11 protein-coding genes and 2 pseudogenes are annotated in these 15841 nt (G+C 69.4%); 8 read left to right on the top strand and 5 right to left on the bottom strand.

Translation table 11 applies throughout. The annotated features are described in order from the left end of the window. Positions 1 to 92 precede the first annotated feature (92 nt). The 7 genes and pseudogenes from ubiB (at position 93) to SGR02S_RS15920 (ending at position 5110) form a co-directional block, all read left to right on the top strand. Positions 93 to 1637 (top strand): 2-polyprenylphenol 6-hydroxylase, encoded by a 1545-nt coding sequence (ubiB, locus tag SGR02S_RS15950; protein ID WP_067112082.1) that lies wholly within the window; start codon positions 93 to 95, stop codon positions 1635 to 1637. Positions 1638 to 1681: 44 nt separating this feature from the next. Next, complete coding sequence (locus SGR02S_RS15945; protein WP_067112084.1) at positions 1682 to 1927, top strand: type II toxin-antitoxin system CcdA family antitoxin; 246 nt, start codon at positions 1682 to 1684, stop codon at positions 1925 to 1927. After that, a complete protein-coding gene (locus SGR02S_RS15940; protein WP_067112079.1) occupies positions 1927 to 2223 on the top strand; it encodes a CcdB family protein in 297 nt (98 codons plus the stop codon). The genes SGR02S_RS15945 and SGR02S_RS15940 overlap by 1 nt, the downstream gene beginning before the upstream one ends. Before the next feature lie 3 nt (positions 2224 to 2226). Next, entirely contained in the window at positions 2227 to 3495 is a 1269-nt protein-coding gene (coaBC, locus tag SGR02S_RS15935) for a bifunctional phosphopantothenoylcysteine decarboxylase/phosphopantothenate--cysteine ligase CoaBC (protein WP_067112076.1), read from the top strand. Beyond that, positions 3458 to 3919, top strand: a pseudogene (dut, locus tag SGR02S_RS15930) (dUTP diphosphatase); the annotation flags it as partial. The gene coaBC and the pseudogene dut, both read left to right, overlap by 38 nt. An 88-nt stretch (positions 3920 to 4007) precedes the next feature. Next, complete coding sequence (locus SGR02S_RS15925) at positions 4008 to 4757, top strand: HesA/MoeB/ThiF family protein (RefSeq protein WP_067112070.1); 750 nt, start codon at positions 4008 to 4010, stop codon at positions 4755 to 4757. After that, positions 4745 to 5110 carry a DsrE family protein gene (locus SGR02S_RS15920; protein WP_067112067.1) on the top strand — a complete coding sequence of 122 codons (366 nt, stop codon included), beginning with the start codon at positions 4745 to 4747 and terminating at the stop codon, positions 5108 to 5110. Before SGR02S_RS15925 ends, SGR02S_RS15920 begins: the two co-directional genes overlap by 13 nt. A gap of 216 nt (positions 5111 to 5326) precedes the next feature. Here SGR02S_RS15920 and SGR02S_RS15915 read toward each other — a convergent pair whose 3' ends face one another. The 5 genes and pseudogenes from SGR02S_RS15915 to SGR02S_RS15895 form a co-directional block, all read right to left on the bottom strand. Continuing rightward, positions 5327 to 6067 carry a class I SAM-dependent methyltransferase gene (locus SGR02S_RS15915; RefSeq protein WP_067112064.1) on the bottom strand — a complete coding sequence of 247 codons (741 nt, stop codon included), beginning with the start codon at positions 6065 to 6067 and terminating at the stop codon, positions 5327 to 5329. Then, the gene (gene prfB / locus SGR02S_RS15910; protein ID WP_067112061.1) at positions 6067 to 7194 is read right to left on the bottom strand and encodes a peptide chain release factor 2; all 1128 of its coding nucleotides are present in this window, start codon (positions 7192 to 7194) and stop codon (positions 6067 to 6069) included. The genes SGR02S_RS15915 and prfB overlap by 1 nt, the downstream gene beginning before the upstream one ends. Before the next feature lie 68 nt (positions 7195 to 7262). After that, positions 7263 to 9778, bottom strand: a pseudogene (locus tag SGR02S_RS15905) (penicillin-binding protein 1A). A gap of 87 nt (positions 9779 to 9865) precedes the next feature. Further along, positions 9866 to 11011 (bottom strand): DSD1 family PLP-dependent enzyme, encoded by a 1146-nt coding sequence (locus tag SGR02S_RS15900; RefSeq protein WP_067112058.1) that lies wholly within the window; start codon positions 11009 to 11011, stop codon positions 9866 to 9868. A gap of 73 nt (positions 11012 to 11084) precedes the next feature. Beyond that, positions 11085 to 12347 carry an N-acetylmuramoyl-L-alanine amidase gene (locus SGR02S_RS15895; protein WP_082797192.1) on the bottom strand — a complete coding sequence of 421 codons (1263 nt, stop codon included), beginning with the start codon at positions 12345 to 12347 and terminating at the stop codon, positions 11085 to 11087. Between the two features lie 621 nt (positions 12348 to 12968). On the opposite strand from SGR02S_RS15895, the gene SGR02S_RS15890 reads away from it, so the two are divergent. Further along, on the top strand, positions 12969 to 15617 hold the full coding sequence (locus SGR02S_RS15890) for an Rne/Rng family ribonuclease (RefSeq protein ID WP_067112052.1): 2649 nt from the start codon (positions 12969 to 12971) through the stop codon (positions 15615 to 15617). Positions 15618 to 15841 lie beyond the last annotated feature (224 nt).

Here is a 15841-nt window from a genome sequence, read left to right as displayed (position 1 = left end):
GGGGGGGGGGGGGGGGGGGGGGCCTGTTTCACAGCGCGCGACCTCGACATCCCCTCCCCTGACCCCTCCCGCAAGCGGGAGGGGAACAGATAATGACCCGCCCCGTCACCCATATCCTGCGCCTGCTCAAATGGGGGCGCATTCTGGCGCGCCACGGCGCGCTGCGCGGAATCGAGAGCGCGCCGACGACGCCCGCCGGCGTCAAGCGCCTTTGCCGCATCGCACGGCTGGGAACGATCCAGCCGAAGGTGCCCGACTATGCCGCCGCCTTCCAGGCGATCGGCCCCGCCGCAGTCAAGCTGGGGCAGACGCTCGCGACACGTCCCGACCTCGTCGGTGAAGAGGCGGCGCGCAACCTGCTGACGCTTCAGGACGCGCTGGCGCCGGTCGGCTTCGACGCGATCCGCCGCGAGATCGAGACGGCGTTCGAGGCGCCGCTGGACAGCCTTTATTCCGAATTCGATCCCGATCCGGTCGGATCGGCCTCGATCGCGCAGGTGCACCGGGCGGTGACCACCGACGGACGCCAGGTCGCGGTCAAGGTCCGCCGCCCCGGCATCGACAAGCAGTTCGCGCGCGACATCGAAACCTATGAATGGGCGGCCGCGCATCTCGAGGCGTTCGGGGGCGAAGCGGCGCGGCTGCGCCCGCGGCAGGTGATCGCCAATTTCCGCCGCTGGACGCTGCGCGAACTCGACCTGCGACGCGAGGCGGCGTCGGCGTCCGAACTCGCCGACGCGATGGCGGCGGTGCCGACCTATCAGGTGCCGGCGATCGACTGGGACCGCACGGCGACGCGCGTGATGACGCTCGACTGGATCGACGGCATCAAGATTTCGCACCGCGACGCCCTGATCGCCGCCGGGCACGATATGGAGGCGCTGGCCGCGAATCTCGTCCACGCCTTCCTGCGCCAGGCGATCGCCGAGGGTTTCTTCCACGCCGACATGCACCAGGGCAATTTGTTCGTGAAGGCGGACGGGACGATCGCCGCGGTCGATTTCGGCATCATGGGGCGGATCAACCGCCAGGCGCGCTACTGGCTCGCCGAAATCCTCTATGGGCTGACCACGGGCAATTACCGCCGCGTCGCCGAAATCCATTTCGAGGCGCAATATGTGCCCGCCTATCACAGCGTCGAGGAGTTCGCGACGGCCCTGCGCGCGGTGGGCGAGCCGATGCGCGGCAAGCCGGTGAGCGAGCTGTCGGTCGGGCAGATGCTCGACGGGCTGTTCGCGATCACGCGCGATTTCGACATGCAGACGCAGCCGCACCTGCTGCTGCTGCAAAAGACGATGGTGATGGTCGAGGGCGTCGCGACGATGCTCGACCCCAAAATCAACATGTGGGACGTCTCCGGCCCCTTCGTGAAGGAATGGATCCGCGACGAACTGGGGCCGGAGGCGGCGCTGGCCGACGGCATCCGCGAACAGGGCCGGACGCTGGCGCTGATCCCCGACATCATCCGCCGTCTCGACGACCAGCTTCCGCGCAAGGGCGCCGCCCCGCCCGCCCCGCCGCTGCCCGACATTCCGCTGATGTGGGAGCGGAACGGCAAGCGCGTCGGCTGGCGCTACGCGCTGACCGCGCTGGCGGGCGCGGCGGTGGGCGCGGGCGCGCTGCACTGGCTGGGTTGAAGCAGGTCCGATATGCGCATATCTTATGCGCAAAGGAGATGGCGATGAATCGACCCGCGCGCTTCGAAGGTCCCAAGAAAGCCACCAACGTGTCGCTGAGCGCCGAGTTGGTCGAAGAGGCCAGGCGGCTGGGAATCAATGTCAGCGAAGCGTGCCAGACCGGACTCGCCGCCGAGGTGAAGAAGGCGCGCGAAGCCGCGTGGAAGGAAGAGAATCGCGCCGCAATCGAAAGCTGGAACGATTATATCCGCAAAAATGGCATGCCGTATGACCAATATCGGCAGTTTTGATGGCACGCTATGATGTCTATCCGGGGTCGCGAGGATTGGGTTTCCTGCTCGATTGCCAAAGCGATCTGCTCGATGATCTGGTCACGCGTGTCGTCGTTCCGCTTATGCCTGTCGCTGGATTCGACCCGGTGCCGCGTCTCAACCCCGTCTTTGCCATAAACGGCGCACGACTGGTCATGGCGACCCAGTTGATCTTCGCTATACCGCGCGAGCGGCTTCAGCGGCCGGTGGCCAATCTGGAGAGCGAGCATTTTACCATCGTCGGCGCACTCGACGTACTTCTGACGGGATATTGAACGATGGCCGCGAAGCGCATCCTGCTGATCGTCGGCGGCGGCATCGCCGCCTACAAGAGCATCGAGCTCGTGCGCCTGCTGCGGAAGGCGGGGCATGGCGTGCGCTGCGTCCTCACCCGCGCAGGCGAGCAGTTCGTGACCCCGCTCACGCTCGCCGCGCTCAGCGAGGACAAGGTCTATACCAGCCTCTTCGACCTGAAGGACGAGGTCGAGATGGGGCATATCCAGCTCAGTCGGCAGGCCGACCTGGTCGTCGTCGCGCCGGCGACCGCCGACCTGCTGGCCAGGATGGCGGCGGGCGTCGCCGACGATCTGGCGACGACGCTGCTGCTCGCCACCGACAAGCCGGTGCTCGCCGCGCCCGCGATGAACGTGCGCATGTGGCTGCACCCCGCGACGCATCGCAACGTCGCGATGCTGCGCCGCGACGGCGTGACGATCCTCGATCCCGACGAGGGCGAGATGGCGTGCGGCGAATATGGGCCGGGCCGGTTTCCCGAGCCAGCCGCGATCATGGAAGCCATCGACGCGGCGCTTCTTTCCTCGCCCGCCGGCGGGACAGGAGGTATCGACGGCCAGCCCGACTTCGCCCCCGCGAACCACCGTCCGCTATTTGGCCGCCGTATCCTGATCACCGCGGGACCGACGCACGAGCCGATCGACCCGGTGCGCTACATCGCCAACCGGTCGAGCGGCAAGCAGGGGTTCGCGATCGCCGCCGCCGCCGCCGAGGCGGGGGCCGAGGTGCTGCTGATCGCGGGGCCGGTGCCACTGCCCACCCCGCCGGGGGTGATTCGCATCGATGTCGAGACCGCGCGCGAGATGGCGGCCGAGGTCGAGGCGGGCCTGCCCGCCGATGCCGCGATCATGGTCGCGGCGGTCGCCGACTGGCGCGCCGCCGACACCTCGGCGCAAAAGATCAAGAAGGACGGCAGCGGCCGGGTTCCGCCGCTCGCACTGGCCGAGAATCCCGACATCCTCGCCAGCCTCGCGACGAGCCCGCGGCGCCCCCCGCTGCTGGTCGGCTTCGCGGCGGAGACCAACGACGTGATCGCTCACGCCGAGGCCAAGCTCGCCCGCAAGGGCTGCGACTGGATCGTCGCCAACGACGTCGCCGCCGACCCGATGGGCGGCGAGACGAACCGCGTCCACATCGTCGGCAAGACCGGCGTGGACAGTTGGGAGAGATTGCCCAAGGAGGCGGTCGCCCGCAAATTGATGGAAAAGATCGCCGATGAGCTCGACACCCGCATTCCCCTTCCCCACGATTGAGATCGCCATCCAGCGCCTGCCCAACGGCGGCGGCCTGCCGCTGCCCGCTTATGCCAGCGCGGGCGCGGCGGGGATGGACGTCGTCGCCGCCGAGACGCTGACGCTGCGTCCCGGCACCCGCCACGCCGTCGCGACCGGCTTCGCGATGGCGATTCCCGCGGGATACGAGGTGCAGGTGCGTCCGCGTTCGGGGCTCGCGCTCAAGCACGGCATCACCTGCCTCAACACGCCGGGAACGATCGACAGCGATTATCGCGGTGAGGTGAAGGTGATCCTCGCCAACCTGTCCGACGAGCCGTTCGAGGTGAAGCGCGGCGACCGCATCGCTCAACTTGTCCCGGCCCCCGTCCAGCGCGCGGCCTTTGCCGAGGTCGAGTCGCTCGACGAGACCGCGCGCGGCGCGGGCGGCTTCGGGTCGACCGGCATCGCGGGCGCCGCGGGCGACGAGCCGAAGCCGCGCGACGTCGGGTCGCTGTCCGCGATGAAGATGCGGCGTCCGGGCGACTGATCGCTTGCTGTCCGACGCCGAACTCGACCGCTACGCGCGCCAGATCATCGTGCCGCAGTTCGGCGGCGCGGGCCAGGCGAAGCTGAAGGATGCGCATGTCGCGCTGATCGGCGCGGGCGGGATCGGCTGCCCCGCCGCCGCCTATCTGGCCGCGGCGGGCGTGGGCCGGCTGACCATCATCGACCATGACCATGTCGAACTGTCGAATCTCCACCGCCAGCCGCTGTTCACCGACGCCGACATCGGCGCCCCCAAGGCCGAGTGCGCCGCCCGGGCCGCGCGGCGGATCAACCCGCATGTCGAGGCGGTGCCGGCGGTCGAGCGGCTCGGCGCGGACAATGCGGAGACGCTGCTGGCGGGCGCGAGCCTGATCCTCGACGGCTGCGACAATTTCGCCACCCGGCTCGCGGTCAACCGCACCGCGGTCGCGCGGCATATCCCCTTGCTCAGCGCCGCGATTGGAGCGTTCGACGGGCAGGTCGCGCTCTATGAGGGATGGCGCGCCGACAGCCCCTGCTACGCCTGCCTGGTCGGCGACGACCCCGACCGCCCCGGCATCAACTGCGCCGAGCAGGGCGTGATGGGCGCGCTGCCGGGCATGATCGGGACGATGGCGGCGCTCGAAGCGGTGCGCGCGCTGACCGGCTGGGGACGACCGCTGACCGGCCGGCTGGCGATCATCGACATGCTCGACCGGCGCTGGCGCGAGGTCGCGGTCGCCAAGGACCCGGATTGCCCGACATGCCGGGGCTGAGCATCATCGTGGCGGCCGACGACGCGCGGCGCCTTTATGCCGCGCTCGAAACGGCGATGGCGTCGGCGGCGCTCGGGCGGCCTGCACGCCTGTTCCTGCAGGGCGATGCGGCGGCCCTGCTGCGCGCGCCCGTGCATTTCGCCGGCGACGCGCCGCGCCGTGCCGCGGGCCAGCCGACGCTCGCGCAGATGGTCGAGGAAGCGGCCGCGATGGACGTCGCGCTGATCGTCTGCCAGTCGGGGCTGGCGCTGACCGGCACCGCCGCGGGCGAACTGGTGTCGCAAGCACAGGCGGGCGGACTCGTCAGCTTCCTCGCCGGGCTGGGGCCGGAGGATTCGCTGGTCGTTTACTGACGCACTTCGTCATTACCACCCCGGACCCGATCGGCACATATGTCCTTCAGGCAAGCAAAGCGCTGTTCCCCGACGAAAGCCGGGGCCCAGATGGCACAGCACTGCCTCACGTGGACCCCGGCTTTCGCCGGGGAAAGGTTATTTGTCGAAAAGGAATAATTGCCGACCCGATGCGCCGTCGGGCGATGACGAGACCATTCGATGTCGTCACATGCCCTATGGATTCTTGCACACCCTGATCGCGTCGGGGCGCGGACGCTGGCCGCTGGGGACGAAGCGCGCGAGATAACCGCCGGCGTGCTGCTTATCGTTGTAGGAGAGCAGCTTGTAGCCGACCGCCTGGAATTCGCAGACGAGCAGGCGGAACGGGGTGCCGTGCTGCGCGATCGGCCGGTCGCCGTCGACGACGATCACCTGCCCGTTCCGGCGCAGCGCCGGGCGCAGCCGCCAGAGGAAGGCGTAGGGTTCGCCGATCTCGTGATACATGTGCACCATGAAGACGCGGTCGAAGCTGGCGGCGGGAAGCCGCGGATCGTCGACCGCGCCGAGTTTCAGCGAGACATTGTCGAGCCGTTCGCGCGCGACGCGGTCGGCGAGCCGCTCGATCACCTCGGGCTGGATGTCCTGCGCGAGCACGCGGCCGCCGGGGCCGACCCGCTGGGCAAGGCGGACGGTGTAATAGCCGTCGCCCGCGCCGATGTCGGCGACCGTCATGCCGGGACGGACATCGGCCGAATCCATGACGTCCTCTGCCTCGTTGACGCGGTCGCGCGCTTCCTCGGTCGACCATTTGGTCGAGGTGATCGGCGCGACGGGGCGGTCGGCGGGCGGAAATTCGCGCGCGGTCTCGACGCGGTCGCTATCGTCGCTCCACGGCGCATCGCAGCCGGCGAGCGCCAGCGGCGCGGCGAGCAGCGCCAGCGCGGCGGCCGCCGGGCGGACGCCCGCGAAGGCCATCAGTCGATGTCCTCCACCTCGACCGTCTCGCCCGTCACCTTCTGCGACAGCGCCGCCGCCATGAACGGATCGAGCGCCCCGTCGAGCACGTCCTGCGGCGCGGTCGAGGTGACGCCGGTGCGCAAATCCTTCACCAGCTGATAGGGTTGGAGGACATAGGAACGGATCTGGTGCCCCCAGCCGATCTCGGTCTTCGCCTGATATTCGCCCGACGCCTCGGCCTCGCGCTTCTGCAACTCGGCTTCGTAGAGGCGCGCCTTCAGCATGTTCATCGCGGTCGCGCGGTTCTTGTGCTGCGACCGGTCGATCTGCGAGGCGACGATGATGCCGGTCGGCACGTGGGTGATGCGCACCGCCGAATCGGTCGTGTTGACGTGCTGACCGCCCGCTCCGCTCGCGCGGTAGGTGTCGATCTTGAGGTCGCTTTCCTTGATCTCGATCTCGATATTGTCGTCGATCACCGGATAGACCCAGACGCTGGAGAAGCTGGTGTGGCGCCGCGCCGAGCTGTCGTAGGGCGAGATGCGGACGAGCCGGTGGACGCCGCTTTCGGTCTTGGCGTAGCCATAGGCGTTCTCGCCCTTGACCAGCATCGTCGCCGACTTGATGCCCGCCTGCTCGCCAGCCTGATATTCGATCAGTTCGACCTTCATGCCCCGCTTCTCGGCCCAGCGCATGTACATGCGCTGCAGCATCTCGGCCCAGTCCTGGCTTTCGGTGCCGCCGGCGCCCGCATGCACCTCGATATAGCAGTCATAGCCGTCGGCTTCGCCCGCCAGCAGCGCCCGGACCTTGTCCTCCTCGGCGCGCGCGGCCAGCGCCGCGAGGCTGGCGACCGCATCGTCGACCAGCGCGTCGTCGCCCTCGGCCTCGGCCAGTTCGATCAGCTCGGCGGTGTCGGCCATCTCGGTCTCGATCGCGCGCGTCGCGCCGATCGCCTCGTCGAGGCGGCGACGCTCGCGCATCACCTCCTGCGCCGCCTTGGGGTTGTCCCACAGCGTCGGGTCCTCGACCTTCGCATTGAGTTCGTCGAGACGGCGCAGCGCGCGGTCCCAGTCGAGAAAGCGGCGCACCAGCGCGAGCGCGGCGTTGATCGTGTCGATATGGTCCTGCGCTTCGGCGCGCATGGTCTTGCTCCTGAATCAAGTCGGGCCGGCCATAGAGGCTCGCGCGCCGGAGGAAAAGCCGCCGCGCGTCAGATAATCCCGCCGCGATCGTCGAGGAAATCGCTGTCGCTGCGGCGGTTCGGTCCCTGCTGGACCGGGGCGTCGGGGCGCGCCGCGGGCTTCGACGGCTTGATCTCTTCCTCGCGGATCGTCCGCCGCGGCTCGCTTTCGGGCTTGAAGGCTTCCCAGATCACCGACGCCTTGGGATCGCTGCCCGGCCAGCTGCCATAGACGCGGCGGCCCGACTGGCGGTCGATGCGGACCATGCGGACCCCCTTCGGCGCCGTGAAGGGCACTGCGGCGCGTCGGTCAGCGCGGCGAGGAAGAAATCCTTGAAGATCGGCGCCGCAAGGCTGCCGCCCTGCGCATAGCCGCCCATGTTCCGCGGCTGGTCGAAGCCGATATAGACGCCCGCGATCACATCGGGGGTGCCGCCCACGAACCACACGTCCTTCGGCCCGGAGGTCGTCCCCGTCTTGCCGAACAGCGGCACGCCCAGATCGCGCAGCCGCACCGCGGTGCCGCGCTGGACGACGCCTTCCAGCATGTGGACGGTCTGATAGGCGGTCATCGGGTCCATCAGTTGCTTGCCCGACGGCGCGAAGCGCGGCATCGGCCGGCCGTTCCAGTCGGACGCGTTGCAGCCCTCGCACGGCTTCCAGTTCTTCGGCAGGATCACCTTGCCGCGGCGATCCTGCACATAGTCGATGACGCGCGGCCTCAGCTCGCGGCCGTGGTTGGCGAGCATCGCATAGGCGTTGACCAGCTTCTCGACCGTCGTCGTCCCGGCGCCGAGCGCGGTCGACAGATAGGGTTCGTGCTGGCCGATGCCCATCGTCTTGATCGTTTCGACGATCGGCTCCATGCCGATCTGGCTCGCGGTGCGCACCGTCATCAGGTTGCGCGACTGTTCGAGGCCCCAGCGCATCGTGTGCTCGCCCGACCCGCCGCCGCCGCCGAAGTTGCGGAAGCATTTGTTGCCGAGATTCGCCCCCTGATAGACGCAGAAGGGGCCGTCGACGATCATCGTCGCCGGGGTCATGCCGTTGTCGAGCGCGGTCGCATAGACGAAGGGCTTGATCGTCGATCCCGGCTGCCGTTCGGCCTGCGTCGCGCGGTTGAACGGCGACAGGCGGACGTCGAAACCGCCCTGCATCGCATAGATGCGGCCCGAATGCGGGCTTTCGACCACCATGCCCCCCGACACCTCGGGAATGTTCTTTAGCGCGTAGACGCCGGGCGCGGTCGCCTTGACCGCGATCAGATAGCCGGGGCGCAGCGCCGAAAAGGCGCTGCCGCCGGTCTTGCGATAGCCGATGCCCGCGGCGCCCGCCGGCAACCGCCCGGTCGACCCGTCGGCGAAACCGATCCGCGCCTCGCCCGCCGATTTCGACAGCACCGCGGCGACGCGCCAGCCGTCGTAATCGATGCCGATGAAGCTCGATGCGAGACGGCTCGCCCATTGGTCGTCGGCCTCGATCGTCGCGATCGGCCCCGACCAGCCCTTGCCCGCGTCGTAGCGGATCAGGCCGCGGCGCAGCGCGGCGGTCGTCGCCGTCTGCATCGCGCCGTCATAGCCGGTGCGCACCCACAGGCCGCCGGCATAGACGCTGTGCGGTCCGTCCTCGGCGGTTTCGCCGAACGCGTCGATCAGCTGGCGCCGCACCTCTTCCATATAATAGCCGCCGACCTGCGCGACCGCCCGGTTGCCGGCGTCGGTCAGGCCGAGCGGCATCGTCTGCGCCGCGTCGCGCTGCGCCGCGGTGATCCAGCCGTTGCGCTGCATCTGGCCGAGAACGAAGTTGCGCCGCGCCAGCGCCTTGTCGGCGTTGCGCGCGCGGCCATAGGTTTCGGGCGCCTTGGGCAGGATGGCGAGGAACGCCATCTCGTGCAGCGCGAGCTGGTCGACGTCCTTGTCGAAATAGGCGCGCGCCGCCGCCTGCACGCCGAAGGCGCGACGGCCGAGCGGGATTTCGTTGAGGTAGAGTTCGAGAATCTGCTCCTTGCTCAGCGCCGCCTCGATGCGCTTGGCGAGGATCGCCTCGCGGATCTTGCGCGTGTAGCTGACCTCGTTGGAGAGGAGCAGGTTCTTCGCGACCTGCTGCGTGATCGTCGAGGCGCCGACCGGGCGGCCGTCGCTCTTCAGGTTGGTGAGGATCGCGGAGACGACGCCCGGATAGTCGATGCCGCCATGTTCGAAGAAGGTGCGGTCCTCCGCCGCCAGATAGGCGCGGACCAGCAGCTGCGGATATTCGCTGTATTCGAGCTGGACGCGCCGTTCGCGGGCATAGGCGTGCACCGGCTTGCCCTCGCCGTCGCGGACCAGGGTGGGCAGCGGCGGCTCGTAATCGCGCAGCTGGTCGACCGACGGCAGGTCGCGCGCGAAGATCGCCCAGGCCAGCAGGAACGCCACCAGCCCGGCCACCGCGAGCGAGCCGAGCCAGCGGAACCAGCGGCGTGCCCACATCTCGCGCAGCCAGGCGATGACGGCATTGCTGTCGCGGCGCAGGCGCAGGCGGAAATGGGACGCGGTGTCGGAAGCCATATGCGCACAGCCTCTAAAGCCTGCATCGTCGAAAGGGAAGCGGGCTTGCGGCGGACCGCCCGGCCCGCCCGGGCCCGCGAAAGCGCGCTATCGCGCCCGGCCGCGCGCGCTGACCGGCCAGATGGCGACGAGCGTGTCACCCGACACGACATGATAATGATCGTAGAGATTCACCGTCGGGTCGCAGTGCGGCACGGTCAGCGTCACCGGATCGCCGGGCGCGAGCATCGCCCCGATGCCCGGCGCGACGAGCGCGGCATGTTCGTCGCCCATGAAGGCGAACTGCGCGCTTTCGGGCGCGCCGCGCCGCACGACCGCCACCCCGCCGTCGGTCGACAGCGCCTTGAAGCCCGCGTCGATCGTCACCAGCCGCTCGTGGTTGGCGCTGACCACGCGCGCATCGATGCCGAGCGCGACCTCGAAGGGGCAGGCGCCGTCGCCGGTCAGGTCGCAATCGAGATACTGCTTGTCCATGAAGACATAGCTGCCCGCCTGACATTCGGTGAAGACGCCCAGGTCCATGTCGATGCGGTGGGTGCCCGTCCCCGATCCGCTGACGATGCCCGGCGCGAAGCCCGCGCCGGCCAGCGCCGCGATCACGCTTTCCAGATAGCGGGTGCGCTCCGCGATCGCGGCGGCGCGCTCGGCATGGTCGGCGATATGCTGCTGCGACCCGCAATAAAATTGCACGCCGCGCAGGGCGAGGCGCGGCAGCGCGGCGATCGTCCGCGCCAGCGCGACCGCCGCCTCGGGCGACGCGACGCCGGTGCGCGCGATGCCGGGGTCGATGTCGATCAGCACGTCGAGCCGCGCGTCCTCCGCGGCGAGCGCGGCGTCGAGCCGCGCCGCGACGTCGGGGTGGTCGACCACCGCGATCAGCCCGTCGGCGTGCGCCGCCAGCTTCGCCAGCCGCTCGATCGCGCGCGGCGCGGCGACGGGCGAGGTGATCAGAATGCCGGCGATGCCGCCCCCGGTCAGCGCCTCGGCCTCGCCGATCTTCGCGCAGCAGACGCCGACCGCCCCGGCGGCGATCTGGCGCCGCGCGATGTCGACGCTCTTGTGCGTCTTGGCATGCGGGCGCAGCGCGACGCCGTGCCGCGCGGCCGTCGCCGCCATCGCCGCGATGTTGCGGTCGAGCGCGTCGACGTCGAGCACCAGCACCGGGGTGTTGAGGTCGGCGCGCGAGCCCTGGCGGCCGATGAGATGCGCGTGGAGGGAGAGATCGTCGGCCATGCGTCGCCTTCTTGCCTCGAATGGAGAAGGGCCCGAGGCTGGCGCCGCACGCCGCCGAAATCAAGGCGAAGCGTCAGCGCGCCGCGATCTGCCGCGCGAAATGCACCTGCACCGCGTCGCGAACCCCGCGCGCGACCTTCTTCTGCCCCGTCGCCGAACTCAGGAAATCGGCGTCCTCCCTGTTCGAGATGAAGCCGGTTTCGAACAGGACCGACGGCGTGTCGGGCGCCTTGAGCACGACGAACGAGGCGAAGCGATGCGCGGTGGTGCGGAAATGCACGGCGTCGGCGGCCTCGCGCTGGAGCAGCCGCGCGAAGTCGGAGGCGACGTTCATCGTCTCGCGCTGGGTCAGGTCGAGCAGGATCGACGACACCTCGCTGCTGTGCGCGCCGAGGTCGACGCCGTTGATGATGTTCGCCTTGTTCTCGCGCGCCGCGAGCTTCGCGGCCTCGCGGTCCGACGCGACCTCGGACAGCGTATAGACCGACGCGCCGTTCGCCTGTTCATTCTCGGCCGCGTCGGCGTGGATCGAGATGAACAGGTCGGCCTTCAGGCGCCGGGCGATGCCGTAGCGCTCCTCGAGCACCAGATAGCGGTCGTCGGCGCGGGTCAGCGCGACGCGCACCCGGCCCGACGCGAGCAGTTCGTCGCGCGTCGCGCGGGCGATCGCCAGCGTGATGTCCTTCTCGCGCTTGCCGCTGTGCGGAGAGATGGCGCCGGGATCGTGCCCGCCATGCCCGGCGTCGATGACGACAAGCGGCAGGCGCGGGTTGTCGGGCCCCTCGATCCGCGGCAGCGGCAGCGCGGGCTTCGGCTGGCCGATCGGCACCGAGACGCTGTAGCGTTTCTGCGGCGGCTTGGCGCGGAATTGCGCGGGCGGCTGCAATTCGAGGCGCGGTCCGCGCGCGGCGCGTTCGAACGCGTCGGCCGAGACCGGCCGCAGGCGCAGGCTGAGGCTGCGGCCGTCGGCGGCGAAGCGCGCGTCGGAGACCAGCGCCGGCTGCGCGAGGTCGAGCACGACGCGCGCGGTCGCGGGGTCGCGCTGCCCCTGGCGCACCGCGCGGACGATCCCCGCCCCGCCGGGCGACCGCCCCGCCTGCGCCCCCGCGATGTCGAGCGCGATGCGATCCGGCCCCGCGAGCAGCAGCGTCGAGGCGCCTGCGACGAGATCGTCGAAGCGCAGGGTGATTTCGGAATCGCCGATCTCGATCGCACCGATCTGCCCCGCGAGCGCCGCCGGCGGATTCCACAGCAGCGTCAGGAGGACGAACAGCAGGCCCATCGGGCGATTATGCCGTCCCTGACAGGCAGTGGTCCAGCGCTTATTCCAGAACATCGAGGCCCCCGGCGGCGGAAAGTCGTGAACCGTCCATTAGCCATCGCACCTCAAACGGGCGTCAACCGGCAGGGTTAACCGGCGATTCAGCACGATTCGCCCGTGCGCGCCGGTGCGGCAATCTTGCAACGCACGGGCGCCTTCCCATCTTTATCGGGCGGTGGAGGTTGCCGTCCGGCGATGCCGATGCTAGCACCCCCCGCACTGGCGGTGTCGTTCCCGGCGCCGTCCGGCCTTTCGAGGGGAAGGGCCCGACCCGCGCGAATCGCGGATCGCGGCTGCCCCGGCGCCGGACACGCGGGGAAGGACGACCCGCCGCCAGTCCACCCGGATGACCGGGCGGCCGACGCGATCCTTCAGGTGTCGCCCAGCCGATCCGGTCGCCCCGATAACCAGGTTGATGCCGCATGAGGCTTGCCATGCCCTCTTCTTCCCGCGACGCAGGCGCCTTCGCGCCCGCGGTCGTCGCGGCGGAAGACCGCATGCGCGTCCACGATCGGACGCGGGGCCCGCGCGGCAATAACGTCTTTTTCCGTTTCACCCTTATCCGCCGCGGCCGCCGATCGGGCGCGTCCGCGGGATTTTCTGTTGGCGCGCCGCGGCGCGCTTGGAGTGTTTACAATGACCACGCGCATGTTGATCGACGCGCGGCACCGGGAAGAAACCCGGGTCGCCGTCACCAAGGGAAACCGCATCGAGGAGTTTGATTTCGAGTCCGCCGAGCACAAGCAGCTCAAGGGCAATATCTATCTGGCCAAGGTCACCCGCGTCGAACCGTCGCTGCAGGCGGCGTTCGTCGAATATGGCGGCAACCGCCACGGCTTCCTGGCCTTCAGCGAAATCCACCCCGATTATTACCAGATTCCGAAGGAAGACCGCGAAGCGCTGCTCCGCGAAGAGGCCGAGCATGCCGCCGAGGCGGCGATGCGCGCCGAAGAGGATCTCGACGAGCTGGAAGGCGACGTCGCCGAGGTCGAGGGACATGACGACGACGAGAATGGCGACGCCCCGGCGCCGGTGACGGTCGGCGAGGACAGCGACGACGACATGGACGCCGAGACCGGCGATGGCGACGGCGAATCCGATACGGACAATGGCGACGCCGAGGAATCGAAGGACGACCGCGGCGGGCGCCGCGGGCGCGGACGGGCGCGCGGTGGCCGCAAGGGTCGCGGCCGCGGCCGGAACGGCGACGACGACGGCGAAAGCCGCATGTCGCTGCGCCGCCGCTACAAGATCCAGGACGTCATCCGCCGCCGCCAGGTGATGCTGGTTCAGGTCGTCAAGGAGGAGCGCGGCAACAAGGGCGCCGCCCTCACCACCTATCTGTCGCTCGCCGGCCGCTATTGCGTGCTGATGCCGAACACGATGCACGGCGGCGGCATCAGCCGCAAGATCTCGAACGGTGCCGACCGTCGCAAGCTCAAGGCGATGATCGACGATCTCAATCTGCCGCCGACGATGGGCTGCATCGTCCGCACCGCCGGGATGAGCCGCACCAAGACCGAGATCAAGCGCGACTTCGACTATCTGGCCCGCCTGTGGGACGAGATTCGCGAAAAGACGCTGGCGTCGAGCGCCCCGGCACTGGTCCATTCGGACAGCGACCTGGTCAAGCGCGCGATCCGCGACATCTATCACAAGGATATCGAGGAAGTGCTCGTCGAGGGCGACGAGGGCTACAAGGCCGCGAAGCAGTTCATGAAGCTGCTGATGCCCAGCCACGCGCGGCGCGTGAAGCAATATGCCGACCCGGTGTCACTCTATCAGCGCTACGGCGTCGAGGATCAGCTCGCCGGGATGCTCAATCCCGTCGTCCAGCTCAAGTCGGGCGGCTATCTGGTCATCAACCCGACCGAGGCGCTGGTGTCGATCGACATCAACTCGGGCCGTTCGACGCGCGAGCATAATATCGAGCAGACCGCGCTCAACACCAACCTCGAGGCCGCGCACGAGATCGCGCGCCAGCTGCGCCTGCGCGACATGGCGGGGCTGATCGTCATCGACTTCATCGACATGGATCACGGCTCGAACGTCCGCAAGGTCGAGCGTGCGATGAAGGAAGCGCTGAAGAACGACCGCGCCCGCATCCAGATCGGCCGCATCTCGGGCTTCGGGCTGATGGAGATGAGCCGCCAGCGTCTGCGCACCGGCGTGCTCGAAGCCTCGACGCGCCCCTGCCCGCATTGCGAGGGCACCGGGCTCGTCCGCACCGCCAGCTCGGCCGGTCTGTCGGCGCTGCGCCTGATCGAGGAGGAAGCGGCACGCGGAAAGGGCAGCCGGATCACGCTGCGCGCGAGCCAGGAAGCGACCTTCTACCTGCTCAACGAAAAGCGCCGCGAACTGCGCGAGATCGAGGAACTCTACGGCGTCTCGGTCGAAATCCTGCCCGACGGCGAGACCGAGGGTGCGCGGATGGTGGTCGAGGTCGGCGGTCCGCCGCCCACGCAGCAGCGCAGCTTCGCCCCGATCGTCGAGATCGAGGAAGAGGAAGACGAGAGCTTCGACGATGAGACCGCCGAGGAGGACGAGGAGGAACGCGCCGATCGTCCGCACGACGAAGGCGATGGCGACGGCCGCAAGCGCCGCCGCCGCCGCCGCCGCGGGCGCCGCGGACGTCGCGACGACGAAAATGGCGAAAGCGGCGAGAATGGCGACGCCGGCGATGCCGATACCGACGCGGAAGCGGACACCGAAACGGCGGCCGAATCGGCTGACGTCGAGCCGGCGGAAGCCGAAGCGCCTGCCGAGGCTCCGGCCGACGAAGCGGAAGCCAAGCCGCGCCGTCGTCGCGGCGGACGCGGCCGCAAGAAGGCCGAGGCCGCCGACGAGGGCGTGACCGAAGCCGCACCGGTCGAAGCGGAAGCTCCCGAAGCCGAAGCGCCCGAGCCCGTCGCCGTCGAAGCCGAGGTCGAGGCCGAAGCGCCGGCCGCCGAAGAGAAGCCGAAGCGCAAGCGCGCGCCGCGCAAGCCCAAGGCTGCTCCGGCCGAAGCCCCGGCCGAAGCCGAAGCCACCGAAGCCCCCGCCGCCGCGCCCGAAGCGACGCCGCCGGTGGAAGCCGAAGCCAAGCCCGCGCCGAAAAAGCGCGCAAGCCGCAGCAAGAAGGCTGTCGCCGCCGCCGAAGCCGCCCCAGCGGAAGCTGCCGAGGCTCCCGTCACGGCGCCTGAACGCGAGGCCGAACCGGCGACCGTCGCCGACGGCGACGACGCGGTGGACGAAGCCACGGGCGAGCCGCGTCGCGGCTGGTGGCAGCGCACCTTCGGCAACTGATCCACGCCGGGCCGCGCGGCGCCGCGGTCCCCGGCGAAAGTCGGGGGCCGTTCCAAAAGGGCGATGACATCGAATGGCCTCGTCATTGCGAGCGGCGAAGCCGCGCGGCAATCCAGAATAGTGCAAACCGCCCTGGATGGCTTTCCCCGGATCAGGTCCGCAATTATCCCCATCCGACAAGTGAGCGTTCCCCAGCGAAAGCCGGGCTCCAGCTATGTGCGCCT

This window comes from Sphingopyxis granuli NBRC 100800 (genome assembly GCF_001591045.1).
In the GTDB taxonomy this organism is placed as follows: Bacteria; Pseudomonadota; Alphaproteobacteria; order Sphingomonadales; family Sphingomonadaceae; genus Sphingopyxis; species Sphingopyxis granuli.
This window is presented reverse-complemented; position numbering and strand designations above follow the sequence as displayed.